A 14,775-nucleotide genomic window follows, 5' to 3' on the forward strand; every position below is an offset into this window, starting at 1 on the left:
AACCCTTGTAGAGACGCGAAATTTCGCGTCTCTACATTCTTTTTCGGAGATGTCTTTTAGGTTTACTTGCATACAATTATGAGCTAATTTATATTGAGTATAACAAAGCACCCAAAAGCTAATTAAATAATTCTTTTAGAATCACGCCAGTTAGGACAACGCAAGGAACCTCTACCGCAGTGCTGGACTCATTGCAAGGCACTGGCTCTAAAATTGTTTTATCCTTATGTCTAAGATAAATTTGGCTTTGATAAATCAGAACTTTACTTTTATTTATAAAAAACTTCTGAAATTATTAAGTTTTTTTGACTTCAGTTACTTTTATTAAGTAAAAGTGTTGAAAGTTTTTACAGAACCTATAATTGTATTTTGTTTAGACAATATAATCTCCAAAATGTCATGGTGAATAATACTGTTAACGAAAACACAGAAAGCAATGGTCAAGCTAGCGGAATTGGGGAAAATAATAGTCAAATTAGCAAGCCAAGTAGTGAATTTAAAAAAAAAGTTAACAACCTGAATACTAAGCGTGAAGGGTTTAATATTGATGAAGTTATTGATGCTATTAAAACAGCAATAGTTGAAGTTGTTGAGTTAGAAATCACCACTTGGGTTCCAGACTCCTCTACTCAGTTGGAAGAACTTCAAGGGCAACAAATTGCTAAACCAGGTAATCGCATGTATACCACTATAAATCTAATTGATGGTGATATAAACAATGAAGTTGGTAGTCAATTTGTTGGTAGTGGCCCATATACAGAACTTCGCGAGTTTCATTTAAGTCAAATCAAAGAAAGTCGGGAGATTATGCAAAAAAATATAGAAAGTTTGCAGAAGTTGTATGGATTTTTTATAGAAATTATCAAATCTCGCAAAACTTTACAACAATCGCCATCCCGTCCATAGTAGTCGTTATTTATTAATAGTCACACTGAAATACTTACAGCATAGTAACCTATCTAAACCTATAGGTTAATTTGCTTTAGAGAAATTAAGGAAATTATTACTATGTCGAACAAAATTAAAGAACAAGCTACAGATTTGCTACAGAAACTAGTCTCATCGGTACATGGATTAGTCGATGATATTACAGCTTTAGAAGTAAATACGATGGTTGTGGAGCAAATTACTGGCGCAAAGTTTAATGCTTGGCAAGCATATCAAGAGATTTATTCAATAAATGACAAAGACTACTTTGATGTCAAAGGAATTCCAAATCCAAAGAAGTTAACAGAACCAGAAAAAACTCAAGCTCAAGAGCTACGCGACAGTTATACAAGTCTATTTTCACAATTAGAAAGAGAATATTTTTACATTCTCCTTGAACAAAGTACTGAGAATAGTGAAGACTCCAGGATAACACAATATCAGGACCGTCTTAAATATAAGGTGGAACATAAATCAAATATTATTGAAGATGATCCGGTATACATCAAGCTAGCTCGACCAATATTGCCTTCTCCAACTCCTATTGCAGATGAAGAAGATAATAATCAAAAAAATTTGCGACGAAGGTGGCAAGAGATTGAAGAACTTTTGAATAATGATAAATTTATTCGGACTCTGCGAAAAATGGCTGAACTTAGAGCTGCACTTGATGGTGGTAACATTACAAGCGTAAATATTGATGTTATTTATGCTCAAACTGTTATGCAGTTAGATGGAGATATTATCAGCCGTTACCATAAAAAGCTATTTGAATTACCTGAAGGTGATAGAGATTTAATCCTAAAAATACATAATGAAGGGATAGTTGCTGGAGAAAAACAGTGGCGTGGAACACTAGATTTTCTGATTAGTATTGTACAAAATTTCGCCAAATTATCCCGAAATGAACGCTTATAAAACATACACAGATGATCAAGCTGATGTTCACCTCTCTTTCTTTGTGCAAATTCCTCAAGGCACTCCTATTGAACTTGAAATTAAGGTTGAGCCAGGACAGTATACTTTTTATCTAAATAACGCAGTTTTAAAACAAATTGAGCAAGCGCGAAAAATAAGTTGCTCTCTGTACATTCCGCCAAAATTACTAGCTTATCTTTGGTACTACAACTGCTTTAGTAATAACATTTGCTTTAGTAATAATACTGTGCAATACAATAAATTAGTAATTAATAAAAAAAACTTTAAAATTTTTGACAATACTTTTATAGTAAATTTTATTAAGTTATTGTGGAGGAAATCATTACAAAATAAACCGATGTTGCAGTATGGACTTACTTTTAATTCTCATTATAGAGAGTATACATCAGCTCCATATTTTGGGAAAGAACAAGATATTGTTTTACAAAGTAATATCTTATTTTATGGCGACATAATTCACAAAATAAGAAGTGATTTTATCCAAAATCCTGAGTGTTTAAATATTGTTTATGTGCATTATTGGTTGATTAAACAAATACTAAACTATCTTCGGACTAAATTAAATCTATTAGCTTGGGAGTTAGCCTCGCTTTTCCCTGGTGCTTTTTTAACTTGGAAATTATCTTTACTACAATCACTAACAGTTTCATTATCAATATTTGCTGGGCTAATAATATCTTTTGTATTTGCTACTGTTCGCTATTGGCTTGTTAATCAACTCCCGAGATGGACTTATATCAGCCCTCAATATCGAAATTGGTTGGCGTGGGGACTAACTTGTCTCACTACTTATCTAACTTCTAGTCTAACTTCTAGTATTTTTCTTGCTCCCACTGATTTCTTGTTTTTGTCATTACTTGGGCTTCCATTACAATGGGTTTTTAGTTTTATACTGGGGCAAGTTGGTAAAGGTTTTATGCGTTGGTTACTAGCTTAAAAATCGGGTATGAGACACACTTGTACTGAGCTTGCCCTGAGCTTGTCCTGAGCGGCGTCGTTGGCGCATCCTAAGAAGAGAAGGGCGGCATCGTTGGCGCAGCCTAAGAGGATGTTTTAAAAGTCCTGGAAGGTATAATTTTACCGTTCTGACTTGGGTCAACTTCAACGAAAAATTAAGGTTTCAACCATGTACTATCCGATGCCCTACCACATCGATTTCTGACAACTGATCAATTACCTTAGTAGCATCATGATTAAGTGTATTGAGCATATAGGTGAGGTGTGCCTGTGGGGAATCACCAGAGATTGATTCTTGCAGTGTTGCACCCGTAGCGGTTTTCACCTCAATTTCTGCTACACCCCGATTTTGAGTCCAATTGATTTTCCCGAACCAAATGGGTTGGGGTGCTTGGGTGGGGAGAGCCTCATCTGCAATCTCATACAGACAACTCTTCTGGCTGCTCGATCCGGCATTCAGCACCAATATTTTCATCTGACAATATAAGAACATCACCTCCTGCGATCATCTCACTAAATCTAGCCCCATGCTTCTAGCCTATGGGTATAATATACAGGCTCATCAGAAAATAGCGGTAGGGCTGGAAGCCCGGTCACAGAGCGTGCGGGGTTGCTGACTCCTCATAATATTTAACTCTTAGTATTGACATCATACAACTGGCATAAGGTAAAGAGTTTTTCTTTTAGGCGATCGCGCAGACTCGTAGGTGATACAATCACGCAATCTTCCCAGTAACGTGCAACTTCTCGAATCAGCCAAAACTCGTTGACAACCTGCCGCACCACTTGACGCACATCCCCAATCATTTCGTCTTCTAAGTCATCTTGCCTACGTTGATAAGACTTTACCATCCAACCTCGAAAGTGTAAGTACACTTTTAAATAGTCTAATCCTTCTCGCCATTCGCCGCTTGCAGGAACAATTGAGCAGATTTTATCAAAGATTAAATTGCGGTTGTGCCAAAGTTCTGGCAAATCAGGAATCAAATTTTCTACATCCTCTGTCTCTTCACACCAAATCATTAAATAAAAGCGTTTATCAAAGAAGCGTGGTTCTGCATAACGTACCGTGTACTGTAGTTCTTGCCCTTGAGAATTTTCATAAAGCAGGTAAAAAGGCTGTTTATTTTGCCTATATTCATCTATTTGACTTCGCCATGCTTGTACGAGTTTACTTGCTTGCTTGAGTAAAGATTGGCGGATTGCTGCATCCAAATTTCCTCGCTCTAACAAAAGTGTAAGTATAGTTTGAGCTTCCCCTATCTGACCTGCATCACTCAGGGCTTTTATTGCTTGCTGTAAGGCATTAACTTGGTTTGAGTCAAGTATGAAGGGCTTTCCGACCTCTAGAGATTGTTGGGCGATCGCCACTATTAAGCCCGATATACTAGGTTCTTTGCCCCAAGTGATATTGAGACGGCGAGCGATCGCTTCTAGTTGTTCCTTAGTTCCTGGCGGAATTGAGAGTGTAATCGTTTCTTTTTTTCTCGGCATTGTTTAATTGTAATTACACTATTGACATGAATGGTATTTAAAGTTATTTTATATGTATACCAAGTTAATCAATAATTTCAATACCAAAAAACACAATGTTACTCGTATTTCTCACCTATCGGGGGTAGTTAGTACTACTCCCATTTCCTGAAAAAGCAGTAGTGAGGTCAACGACCATGACCGATGATTATTTGCTGTCCAGAATTTCCCTTGACTCCAATATTTATTTCAGTAAACCTTGTATTAGAGGTCATCGTATAAACTATGAACGAACAAATATTACTAGAAAAAATTACATTTAACCCCCAAATCTTTGGTGGTAAACCGATAATTCGAGGTCGTCGTCTAGCTGTTGAACATATTTTAGGAATGTTAGCAGTAGGAGATACTATTGAAACTTTGCTAGAAGCTTATCCCTGGTTAGAACGGGAAGATGTACAAGCCTGTTTAATCTATGCACAAAGGTTAGTTGGTCATGAACGAGTTGAACCTTTATTGATAGAGTACCCAAGGTGAAAATACTACTAGTGACCACTTGGGGAGACTAAGCCTGTCATTCTTTTTGCATAAAAGTTCCGATAAAGCAAGCATTTACATAGGAATTTCAAGGATATGTCTGAAAATTACAGTATTAGCCTCAAACCTGTTTATTCTAAAACTATCCCTACACCTGATGGCGTGAAATTACCTAATGGTTGGTCACTATCTTGGCATCAAGTGGAAACTCTAAAGGCATTACGCGATCCAAGTATTGATGTAATTTTCAACACTGCAATGACTGGAGATGGTAAAAGCTTGGCTGCTTATTTACAGGCTATGACAAGTCGTACATCTACTTTAGCAATGTATCCAACAAACGAGTTAGCAAGAGATCAAGAAAAACAGGTTCAAGGATACAAAGATATTTTTAAACCTCAGAAAGATCCGCAAATTAATCGCTTAACTGCGCCTATTTTGGAGAAATATATAGCTACTGGTAAGCTGTCTTCCAAACGAGATGGGATAGAATATTTTTCTACTAATTCTGAAATTCTGTTGACGAACCCTGATATTTTGCATTACATTCATAATTTTTACTACTTGATTGGAAAAATAGATAATCCTGACAGATTATTTAGACGTATAGATGAAAAGTACAAATTATTTATATACGATGAATTTCATGTTTTCTCATCTCCACAAGTAGCCAGCGTCATCAATACTATACTATTGATTAAACATACTGGTAGTTATCATAAAAAGTTCCTCTTTCTTTCTGCTACACCTAACGAATTCCTAAAGAGTTCTTTTCAAAAAGCTGGAATAGAACCGAAGATTATCGATCCGGTTGCTGTTGGAGCTTATAAATTTTCCTTAGATGCCTCAAATCATGCCTGGCGGCAGATTAGTCAACCTATTAAATTATCCTTCCCTCAAGGAATAGAGCCTAATCTTAGTTCTAGCTACAAGTGGATAGAAGAAAATGCTGAAACGGCGATTTTAAAGTTTTTTCATGACTATCCTAATAGCAAAGGTGCAATTATTCTCAATTCAATTGCAGCAGCTAAAAAGCTAATACCCAAGTTAAAGGCTATCTTTGAACCACGATGGAAGGTTAGAGAAAATACTGGTTTAACAGGAGAAACTGAAAAATCTCAATCAGTTGCCGAAGCAGATTTACTTTTGGGTACGTCTACAATTGATGTTGGTGTAGACTTTCGGATTAATTTCTTAGTTTTTGAAGCTGCTGATGCAGGAAATTTTATTCAACGATTTGGTAGACTTGGCAGACATAAAGGGTTTGAAACTTATCAAGCTTACGCTTTAATACCTAACTTTCTTGTCGCAAGACTATTTGCAGATAAATCTCATCCTTTACAAGATGGTGAAACTTACGATCGCGTTAATTTTAACAATGCCATTAATGAATTTTGGACATTTAAAAATCAGTTTGAGCGATATCCTCAACGATGGGGTGGAATACAGTCATTTTATATATATTCCATTTTGAAAAATAATGCTCACATGAAAGAGAAGTATCCAAATATTGATAATAAGTTTGGTACTAGCATTCAAAGAGCTTTAGGAATCAAACTTGAACACATGAAAGCTCAATATTATCGGTGTAAGGGTGAAAAGAAAGACAAAATTATCGAAGAGGCTAGGAGTTTTCGGGGAAGTAGCCAGTTAGATTGTGCAATTTATGACTTAACTAATCCAGATGAGCCAGAAGCAGAAAGATTTAAAATGTATAATCTTCCTGGCATTCTCAATAACTTTATTTTCGAGTTATGGGATAAAAATAGCTTTATGGAAAAAGCCGAGAAAGCTGGAGTAATCACTACTCGCTTTGATAAAGCTTTGTGTTATCTAAAGTTCAAAGGCTATCGGGATGTGCGAGAAGATTGGCACTTCTATTATCCAGGGAATCTGAGAGAATTAGCTAAATCTGGTAAGGTGCAAGTTCTACCAGATAAACAACACGAACTACAAGGTTTAGAGATTTCGCAACGACACGGCTACGGTATCAACCAAATTAGTGATGCTGTGAGTAGACGTAAACTAGTGTGCTTCATTTCAGACCGCGATCACAACTTTTTAGGCGCCACTCTCGGATTACCTATGCACTTTCAAGCTTACCCCCTTACTAACGAGCCAGAAGATAGACATCCCCGCTACACCATTACTTTTGGACAAGATGCGCTGTTGTTGGAAACCTTAACTTGGCATTGGAAGCCAAAGGACAATGAAGGATGGATATGCTGAAGTTGCTATAAACGTTTACAGCCGCCAATATAAGCTAAAGGAGATGAAAGATGAATGTTTAGATAAATTACGCGAAATCTGGAGAACTACCAATGACTAAAGATAATCTGCTTTCTCGTATTTCCATCGATCCGAATATTTGTTTTGGTAAACCGTGCATTCGCGGACACCGTATTTGGGTTTCTCTAATTTTGGATTATTTAGCTGGTGGTACAACAATTGAAGAAGTTCTTGAAGCTTATCCAAGCATAGAAAGAGAAGATGTACTAGCTTGCATTGCCTACGGTGCAGAGATGGCGCGGGATGTTTTTGTGGAACTTCCTTTGACAAAAAAAAAGGAAGCAAGTGCGTGAAATTAAAGCTAGATGAAAATATCGACTTGCGTGTTGTAACTTTATTGCAATTAGCAGGACACGATGTTGCAACAGTACCAGGACAAGGCTTAACTTCTGCACCAGATCCCGAAGTTATTGATGTTTGTCGCCGTGAGGGTAGATGTTTAGTCACTTGCGATCGCGGCTTTGGAAATCGTCTGAAATATAATCCCTCTAACTATTCAGGAATTGTAATTATTCGTCTACCCTCTGGCTACACATTTGCTGATTGGCGTGAAGCTATTGAAATATTAATCACTGGGCTAGAATCCGCCGATGTGATAGGTAAATTATGGATTATTCAACAAGGAAAAATACTCGAATCTCAAGCTATTGAAAGCGAGGAAGCAAATTAATGAACGAATTTGATGATGATTTACCGGAAGAAGTACCAGATTTTGATTCAGGAAAGGATGAAGATGATGAATCGCCTGTCAAACGCGAACTTCTCACAATTCGGTTATTTAAAGAAGCTGTAAAAAAGACAAAAGGAAATGCCGGCGATCGCATTTTAGAAAAGTTTGCGGATTATGTCTTACCTAATTTAATTCAACAGCTAGCAGGATCAACCGCTAAAGGTGGTAAATTCTTTGAAGTTACAATAGAAATCATTAATGCTAAAAGAGTAGCAGCAGGTAAAAAACCAGTAGATAGACGCAATGCAGGCGACCAATCTATACTTGCTCATTTACTTAACGGTCTATTTCCCAGCTATCGTATTTTCAAAAGATTACAAGCAGAAGAAATAGGTACAAACCCAGTTAAACGTAGTTGTGAAGACTTGCAAACCTCTGTATTTATTGTTTCTTACCTGTTGCATGACTATGAAAAATTCCCTGACTATCCAGATTGGTTAGAACAAAATTTTATCAATCACAACTGGGAAGAAGATCCACCAAAAAAAGAATATGCTCCTAACCTTGGGCGTGAATACATTGTCAAAAAGATTTTAGATTTTGGTTTATATCACTTACTTGGTGACAAATGGAAAGAACTTATTGATGACATCATTGAGATTAGTAGTAATGCAGGCGTTAAAAATGATTCTGATTTCGGTTTAACTACCCGTGGGTTAAAACCTTTAGATGATGAAAGACTGGATAGTAGAATTAGACAAGTTTTAATTGACTTAATTAGATTATCTGATTTATTTGCTTCCGTGGTCAAACATCCGCGAGATGTAGAATCTGGAGGCTTACAGACATTACTTACAAGATTAAGTAATCATCAGTTAAAACTTACTTATCACTCTCTTTCAGAGAATCGCGGTATTCTCACAAATATTTTCAATAACGCTTTAATAGCAGCACATCCTGAAGAGTTTTATACACCATTGCTGTATTTACCTGATGGTGTTGTCTATTTAGCTACCGTTGATGCTCCTCCGATTACAACTGATAAGATTTCTGAACAAGTTATTGCCAAAATTAAGCACCTGTGTTCAGAGAAGCTAAAAGAAAGACAAACAGGCTTTAATCGTGATGGTAAAGGTTTTAAGTTTGCAGATTATTATTGGTTATTTTTTGATGTAGTTGAATTAATGGAAGTTAGCATTAATGCTGCTTCTCGACTACTTCCTGACTCAAAAACTGCTTCTGCTGGTAAGCGAGGCGAAAGTTTACAGAGTTACCAAACACAAGGCGAATTAGCAGCACATTTAAATTTGCAATTTGCTAATGAAGTTCGTATTGATAGATTAGCAGAGTTTGGTGATACTCTATGTCGAGGAATTTGGGGTAGTTGGTGCGAAAAAGTTAATGATTGGCAGAAACAACAGCCAAAAAATGAGAGGAGAACTATTCCTGATTTAGATTTGACACAAAAGCTAGCTGAATATTTAGAATTATCAGCAGAGATTCCAGCTATCAGACAAATTCAATCTCTGAAAAAAACAGGTGGTGTACCTCTTGATTGGTATTATCTATAGTAATCCGCTTTGATTATTGAACTGACTTGCGTAGGCTGGGAGTAGGAAATAGGGAGTGGGGAGTAGGGAATAAGCCTTTTCGATTAGTACTTAATTTGTTCAAAAATCAAATAGGAGTCCTATAGCATCACAATACTTTCGCAATCATTCAGGATTAGATTTTGCTCAAATCCTGGAAGTAATGAAAGGGATGGTAAATCATGCTGCTGTTTTTATTAGACCAATTTTAGCAGAGTTTCAGGATGTGCCTGATGGCTGGGATGATTTAAAAACTTATGTCAACCGAGTTATTTCATTACCAACAGGCGCAGTTATAGAACCAGGGGCAGACTCATTTTTAGTTGAACTAAAACGCTATAATGCCGCCAAAATTACAGGTAGAGGACGAGAAAATGTTTGTGCAATTTCTAGTTCCTCGTATACTGTGACTGAACAAATGGAATCAGCGACTTTATTCGCGCCTCAAGTTTACAGTAATCGTCAGATTTTATTTAATGCTCAAGCTGCTAAACGGCAAATTTGCTCAATTTGGTCAATTGAAATCATGTTGAGACAAATTTTGATGAATCAAACAAATGCTGTAGGAGCAGATTTTGAAGGACGAAAATATCGCTATCTCTACCTTTACCCAACTTACTTTTTTACCCCAGAAACAAATAAGTTTTTGCAACTAGCTTACAATCAATTTTCTCGAACTCGGTTTGATGCTGAAATGCGTAAGCACTTTATTACAGAAAATCAAGTTGCAAAGTTTCAAATTGAAGATTACCAAAAAGTTGATTCTCTCTTGATTAAAGAAAATCTAAAACCAGAAGATGACCGCACTTTCAAAATTAGCTTTCCAGAACATGAAACGCTGACATTTTTCTTTTTAGGTTTACCACCTGGAAGAGAAGCTACAGATACAGAATCTTGGGTAATACCAGCTTGGCTAGCATTAGCATTACCGCTTATTCTCGATGTGAAAGTCGTTGCATCAGAGTCACCTGTACCACCTTTCATTAGTAGCGCTGACTTTGAACAAACAGTTTTAATTGATGGAGAACATCAAGCAATTCGTTCTTTGATTAGTAAAGATAACTATCGTTTAGATAGCATTCTACCTCGTAGTTCAGAAAAACGTAAATTTTCCCCCCTCAATGCTCTCACTGCTGCTTACTCCATTCACTTAGAAGTTAACCGCAAAAAAGATGGCGATCCAGATTGGGGAAAATTAGCAGATTTAGCACGGGATTTAGAAACCAGTCCTCTTTACGTTTTTCATTACCTTAATAAATGGTTGCGAAAGCAAGACAAAATTGATTCTGTACCTATGGCAAAAGTTCGCCTATACTTGGATTTTTATCACTATTTTGAACCAGAAGGAAAAGCCGTGAATCAACTGCGTAAGTTAACAGAACTCTACCGTCGTTTTTATCGTTCTAAAAGTCAATATGCCAAAGCTAATGCAATTCTCAAACCAATTGATGAGGCTGCTGATGTAATTTTGAAAATTGATAAATCTATGGCTAGTGACACTGAATCATTAATAGATGTGGTAGCGGCTCGTCTAGCCAAGCTGATGAACAATGTACGACGGAAAGCGGCTGAAGGAAAACCAACATTAATTTTAGTTGATGGTAAGTGGAAAGCTGCTTTAACTTCCGAAGAAGAACGTCAAGCAGTTTATGAGTTTTCTAAGTATTTTGTGAAAGATATTTTTGAGGAAAGTTTTAAAAGCGATCGCGCACGTTTAGCAGGTACTCAACTCAATTTAATTAGAGATACCTGTGAATACCTTTATCGCCTAGCAGATGATGAGGAACGTAAGGCACGTCCAAAAGATGAACCTGATGATATTCCTGAATTAGAACTCGAAGCATCAATCTAATTTATTCTTTTTTTTTCAAATAACTAAATCGGAGCTATCAAATTATGAAATTCTTGAAAACACTCGATTCTAAATTTTTCCATGAAGCAATTCCTGCTAAACCAATGGGGAAATATGTTCATTTTATCACTATTCGGGTTACAGAATCTTATCCTTTATTCCAGACAGATGGTGAACTCAATAAAGCAAGAGTACGTGCTGGAATTGAAAACAAAGAACCTATTAGTCGCTTGGCAATGTTTAAGCGCAAGCAGTCTACACCAGAACGTTTAACAGGTAGAGAGTTACTACGTAAATACAATATCGGTGATGCTGAAAAATGTGATTATAATTTCGATTTCAGCAAAACTACTCCTGATTGTATTCTCTACGGTTTTGCTATTGGTGATTCCGGTTCTGAAAAGTCGAAAGTAGTTGTAGATACAGCTTATTCCATCACACCATTTGATGATTCTCACCTTAACTTTACCCTTAATGCACCTTGGGAAAATGGGACGATGAGCCGTCAAGGGGAAGTAACCAGCCGTATTAATAGTCAAGATCATATCTTACCTCAAGTCTTTTTCCCCAGTATTGTCACGCTGAAAGATGCCACTGAAGCTGGATTTCTCTACGTTTTCAATAATATTCTCAGAACACGTCATTATGGAGCGCAAACTACGCGCACTGGTAGAGTGCGTAATGAGTTAGTTGGAATCATTTTCGCTGATGGTGAGATTGTTAGTAATCTTCTCTGGACTCAAAAGATATATGACGTAATGAGCAATGCAACTCCAAAGCAAATTAATCCTCCTGATCCGCTCAATGAAGACGAGGTTTTAGAAGCGGCTACACAAGCAATTACCGCTCTAATGTCTCAAGAGTGCATTTCTCATACTGATTTTATTGGTACATCCTTTACACAACTTTTGAGTGAAGTGAAGTCGCTCACCAGTGATGAAACTCGATTGCAAGAAATGTTGAGTCAAGCAAATGCTGAATCATCTGTTTATGCTCAAACATGGGTTCTTAAATCAGGTAAGAAAGACGCTAAGAAAGATACCAAGAATAATAAGAAAGCTACTGCTGTAACGGAGTAAATAAGATGGTGTTAATTTATCGCTGTCAAATAGAGCTACATGACAGCCTCTATTTTGCTACTCGTGAAATCGGGCGATTGTATGAAACAGAGGCAATAATTCACAATTATGCTCTCTGTTATGCACTGGGTTTAGTTGATAGCCAAATCTACTCTACTACCGTTGCTGAAGAACATTCCTATCGCTACTTTTGTCCAGAACAAGTGCCAAAATATGAGGAGCATTTAACGCCATTGAATCAACAAGAAATTTACGTAACTCCGGCGCGATCGCTCACTCATTCTTCCATCTTAAATACCTGGAAGTATGCTAATAATAACTACCACGTTGAAATGGAGAAAACACAGAAAAATATTCCTAGTTTTGGTAGAGCAAAGGAAATAGGAGCAGAAAGTAAATTTGAGTTTTTTGTCATTTCCCAAAAAGAACTCAAACTATCAAAGTGGATTCGCTTGGGTAAATGGATGAGTAAAGCTGAAGTAACGGTTGAACAATTACCGAAATATAAAATTACTGAAGGTATATTCACTTGTACACATCCATTAAATCCGTTAGATGTAATGTTCACTAATCAAGTGATTAGCTATGATGTTGTGAATATGCCTCCAGTTAGCTTAATTCAGAATGTCCAAATGCGAGGGCAATGCTATCAATTTGATGGCATTCAAAACTTAAAAATTCCAGTTCGGATGGAATATCGTTTTCGGAGTTAATTAATTCCTGAAACCCCAACTATGCTTTTTCTTTTTCCCAAAGCGATGATAGTGAAAAACAATATGAGTTTTTAGCAGGATTATCAGGAATCTTAACGATGGCAATGAAGTTTAAACAGCTACGTCTTCCAGATGATGAAGTTTTGATTGCAGGATAAGTAATTAAATTCTTGTACCAATAGTCCAACAATACTTAGTCTACACCAAGTAAATAAAGTATGCCTCACAGCCTCGTCCTTTACCTGATTCCCCAATCTCCTATTTATCCCGAATTTTTAACTGGGAGACATCTGCACGCACTATTTCTGACTCTTGTCAGTTTTGCCGATAAATCTTTGGGAGACTATCTGCACTCCTCCAACACAGATAAAGCCTTTACTCTCTCTCCTCTACAAATACAGCGACAACACAAACAACATCATCACTCTTTGCAATTTAGCCATCAAAAACTTATCCCGGCTGATACTCCCATCTGGTGGCGTATTTCCTTACTCGATGGCACTTTATTTCAAAAATTAACTCCATTGTGGCTAAATTTAAACCCCAATCATCCTTGGCATTTAGGTTCGGCAGATTTGTATATCACTAGCATTCAAGGCACACCACAATCAACCCAACCTTGGGCTAATGCTTGCACCTATACACAATTGTATGAGCAAGCTAGTGATAGCGATCGCACCCTCAATTTCAACTTTGCTACACCTGTATCATTCCGTCAAGGTGGATATGATACTGTTCTACCTATCAAAGAATGTGTTTTCAATAGTCTCCTTAGTCGTTGGAACAAATATAGTGGGATGCAAATTTCTAGTATTCCCATTGAATCAATTTATCCAAGTGCTTTTGACATTAACACTGAAGTTGTCAGCAATTATGAAAGTAAGTTCATAGGTTGTGTTGGTGGAATAAGCTATCGAATTTTGGGTGATATTGAATCAACAAGTATCAAGCAAATTAATGCTTTAGCTGACTTCGCATTATATGCAGGATTGGGGCGTAAAACAACAATGGGTATGGGAATAGTACGCCGTGTGTAAATATGTCATTGACATTTAAATTGAAACCTATGAATGAGAGTGATTATATTCCTATTGCTGCTTTAAATCAGTATAGCTATTGTTCACATCGCTGCTGTCGAATGTTTTGTGCAGGAGAATTTACTGATAATCAATACACAATTGAAGGTACAAGTTTACATGAGCGAGTTCATACAGTTGGTGAAGGACAACGTGAAGATACTTGGCAAATACGAGCAATTTGGCTGAAGTCTGAAAAATATAAGCTCATAGGCAAATCAGATTTAATTGAATCAGAAAACGGTGAATTTTATCCAATAGAGTACAAACGAGGACGTAAGGGCGAGTGGGATAACGATGAATTACAAGTTTGCGCTCAAGCCTTATGTTTAGAAGAAATGACAGGGAAATCCATCAGTAATGGTTACATCTACTATGCACACTCTCACCAACGCCAACTAGTCGAGATTTCAGAACAATTGCGTCAAAGTGCGATCGCTACTATTGAAGCTGTGCAAACACTGTTATTTACAGGTGCAATGCCCAAAGCTATCAAAACCAAACGGTGTGATGGATGTAGTTTATATTCTCACTGTCTACCGCAAGCTGTAGAAAAAGTAGGGCGGTATCAAGAAGGTAGCTAATTAGAAGTTTTTGTTGAAGAAGAATTCAGAAGTCAGAATTCAGGAGTCAGAATCAAGACGCTCTCTGCGAGACGCTGCGCGAACGCGGAC

The 14,775-nt window shown here is 37.0% G+C and carries 13 protein-coding genes and 2 pseudogenes; 13 read left to right on the forward strand and 2 right to left on the reverse strand.

Annotation, left to right across the window (positions count from 1 at the left end):
• Window positions 1-399 precede the first annotated feature (399 nt).
• The 3 genes from PUQ00_RS29000 (at window position 400) to PUQ00_RS29010 (ending at window position 2,803) form a co-directional block, all read left to right on the forward strand.
• Window positions 400-906 (forward strand): hypothetical protein, encoded by a 507-nt coding sequence (locus PUQ00_RS29000; protein ID WP_300423073.1) that lies wholly within the window; start codon window positions 400-402, stop codon window positions 904-906.
• Window positions 907-1,008: 102 nt separating this feature from the next.
• Window positions 1,009-1,845: a hypothetical protein gene (locus PUQ00_RS29005; protein ID WP_300423075.1), complete on the forward strand. Its 837-nt coding sequence runs from the start codon at window positions 1,009-1,011 to the stop codon at window positions 1,843-1,845.
• Window positions 1,832-2,803 carry a hypothetical protein gene (locus PUQ00_RS29010; protein WP_300423076.1) on the forward strand — a complete coding sequence of 324 codons (972 nt, stop codon included), beginning with the start codon at window positions 1,832-1,834 and terminating at the stop codon, window positions 2,801-2,803. The genes PUQ00_RS29005 and PUQ00_RS29010 overlap by 14 nt, the downstream gene beginning before the upstream one ends.
• Before the next feature lie 186 nt (window positions 2,804-2,989).
• Here the strand turns inward: PUQ00_RS29010 and PUQ00_RS29015 are convergent.
• Both PUQ00_RS29015 and PUQ00_RS29020 read right to left on the reverse strand, forming a co-directional pair.
• A pseudogene (locus tag PUQ00_RS29015) lies at window positions 2,990-3,298 on the reverse strand (acetate kinase); the annotation flags it as partial.
• Window positions 3,299-3,453: 155 nt separating this feature from the next.
• Entirely contained in the window at window positions 3,454-4,317 is an 864-nt protein-coding gene (locus tag PUQ00_RS29020; RefSeq protein ID WP_300423079.1) for a transcriptional regulator, read from the reverse strand.
• A gap of 264 nt (window positions 4,318-4,581) precedes the next feature.
• On the opposite strand from PUQ00_RS29020, the gene PUQ00_RS29025 reads away from it, so the two are divergent.
• From PUQ00_RS29025 to cas4, 10 genes and pseudogenes are all read left to right on the forward strand, one after another.
• A complete protein-coding gene (locus PUQ00_RS29025; protein WP_300423082.1) occupies window positions 4,582-4,833 on the forward strand; it encodes a DUF433 domain-containing protein in 252 nt (83 codons plus the stop codon).
• A 96-nt stretch (window positions 4,834-4,929) separates the two neighbouring features.
• The gene (gene cas3 / locus PUQ00_RS29030) at window positions 4,930-7,062 is read left to right on the forward strand and encodes a type I-D CRISPR-associated helicase Cas3' (RefSeq protein WP_300423084.1); all 2,133 of its coding nucleotides are present in this window, start codon (window positions 4,930-4,932) and stop codon (window positions 7,060-7,062) included.
• A 92-nt stretch (window positions 7,063-7,154) separates the two neighbouring features.
• Window positions 7,155-7,415: a DUF433 domain-containing protein gene (locus tag PUQ00_RS29035; RefSeq protein ID WP_292830313.1), complete on the forward strand. Its 261-nt coding sequence runs from the start codon at window positions 7,155-7,157 to the stop codon at window positions 7,413-7,415.
• The gene (locus tag PUQ00_RS29040) at window positions 7,412-7,792 is read left to right on the forward strand and encodes a DUF5615 family PIN-like protein (RefSeq protein ID WP_300423086.1); all 381 of its coding nucleotides are present in this window, start codon (window positions 7,412-7,414) and stop codon (window positions 7,790-7,792) included. Before PUQ00_RS29035 ends, PUQ00_RS29040 begins: the two co-directional genes overlap by 4 nt.
• Window positions 7,792-9,363, forward strand: a complete 1,572-nt coding sequence (gene cas10d / locus PUQ00_RS29045) for a type I-D CRISPR-associated protein Cas10d/Csc3 (protein ID WP_300423088.1) — start codon at window positions 7,792-7,794, stop codon at window positions 9,361-9,363. Before PUQ00_RS29040 ends, cas10d (PUQ00_RS29045) begins: the two co-directional genes overlap by 1 nt.
• 121 nt (window positions 9,364-9,484) lie before the next feature.
• Window positions 9,485-11,233: pseudogene (gene cas10d, locus PUQ00_RS29050) on the forward strand (type I-D CRISPR-associated protein Cas10d/Csc3); the annotation flags it as partial.
• 44 nt (window positions 11,234-11,277) lie between these two features.
• Window positions 11,278-12,312 carry a type I-D CRISPR-associated protein Cas7/Csc2 gene (gene cas7d, locus PUQ00_RS29055; RefSeq protein WP_300423090.1) on the forward strand — a complete coding sequence of 345 codons (1,035 nt, stop codon included), beginning with the start codon at window positions 11,278-11,280 and terminating at the stop codon, window positions 12,310-12,312.
• A gap of 5 nt (window positions 12,313-12,317) precedes the next feature.
• A complete protein-coding gene (gene cas5d / locus PUQ00_RS29060; RefSeq protein ID WP_300423093.1) occupies window positions 12,318-13,025 on the forward strand; it encodes a type I-D CRISPR-associated protein Cas5/Csc1 in 708 nt (235 codons plus the stop codon).
• 218 nt (window positions 13,026-13,243) lie between these two features.
• The gene (gene cas6 / locus PUQ00_RS29065; RefSeq protein WP_300423095.1) at window positions 13,244-14,062 is read left to right on the forward strand and encodes a CRISPR-associated endoribonuclease Cas6; all 819 of its coding nucleotides are present in this window, start codon (window positions 13,244-13,246) and stop codon (window positions 14,060-14,062) included.
• A 29-nt stretch (window positions 14,063-14,091) separates the two neighbouring features.
• Window positions 14,092-14,685 (forward strand): CRISPR-associated protein Cas4, encoded by a 594-nt coding sequence (gene cas4 / locus PUQ00_RS29070; RefSeq protein ID WP_300423098.1) that lies wholly within the window; start codon window positions 14,092-14,094, stop codon window positions 14,683-14,685.
• Window positions 14,686-14,775: the final 90 nt, after the last annotated feature.

This window comes from Nostoc sp. S13 (genome assembly GCF_029379315.1).
Taxonomy (GTDB): Bacteria; Cyanobacteriota; Cyanobacteriia; order Cyanobacteriales; family Nostocaceae; genus Nostoc.

Excerpts from the sequence above, each read along its gene's own strand:
- PUQ00_RS29000 (WP_300423073.1), top strand. The coding sequence starts at position 400 with ATGGTGAATAATACTGTTAACGAAAACACAGAAAGCAATGGTCAAGCT.
- PUQ00_RS29005 (WP_300423075.1), top strand. The coding sequence starts at position 1,009 with ATGTCGAACAAAATTAAAGAACAAGCTACAGATTTGCTACAGAAACTA.
- PUQ00_RS29010 (WP_300423076.1), top strand. The coding sequence starts at position 1,832 with ATGAACGCTTATAAAACATACACAGATGATCAAGCTGATGTTCACCTC.
- PUQ00_RS29020 (WP_300423079.1), bottom strand. The coding sequence starts at position 4,317 with ATGCCGAGAAAAAAAGAAACGATTACACTCTCAATTCCGCCAGGAACT.
- PUQ00_RS29025 (WP_300423082.1), top strand. The coding sequence starts at position 4,582 with ATGAACGAACAAATATTACTAGAAAAAATTACATTTAACCCCCAAATC.
- cas3 (WP_300423084.1), top strand. The coding sequence starts at position 4,930 with ATGTCTGAAAATTACAGTATTAGCCTCAAACCTGTTTATTCTAAAACT.
- PUQ00_RS29035 (WP_292830313.1), top strand. The coding sequence starts at position 7,155 with ATGACTAAAGATAATCTGCTTTCTCGTATTTCCATCGATCCGAATATT.
- cas10d (WP_300423088.1), top strand. The coding sequence starts at position 7,792 with ATGAACGAATTTGATGATGATTTACCGGAAGAAGTACCAGATTTTGAT.
- cas7d (WP_300423090.1), top strand. The coding sequence starts at position 11,278 with ATGAAATTCTTGAAAACACTCGATTCTAAATTTTTCCATGAAGCAATT.
- cas5d (WP_300423093.1), top strand. The coding sequence starts at position 12,318 with ATGGTGTTAATTTATCGCTGTCAAATAGAGCTACATGACAGCCTCTAT.
- cas6 (WP_300423095.1), top strand. The coding sequence starts at position 13,244 with ATGCCTCACAGCCTCGTCCTTTACCTGATTCCCCAATCTCCTATTTAT.
- cas4 (WP_300423098.1), top strand. The coding sequence starts at position 14,092 with ATGAATGAGAGTGATTATATTCCTATTGCTGCTTTAAATCAGTATAGC.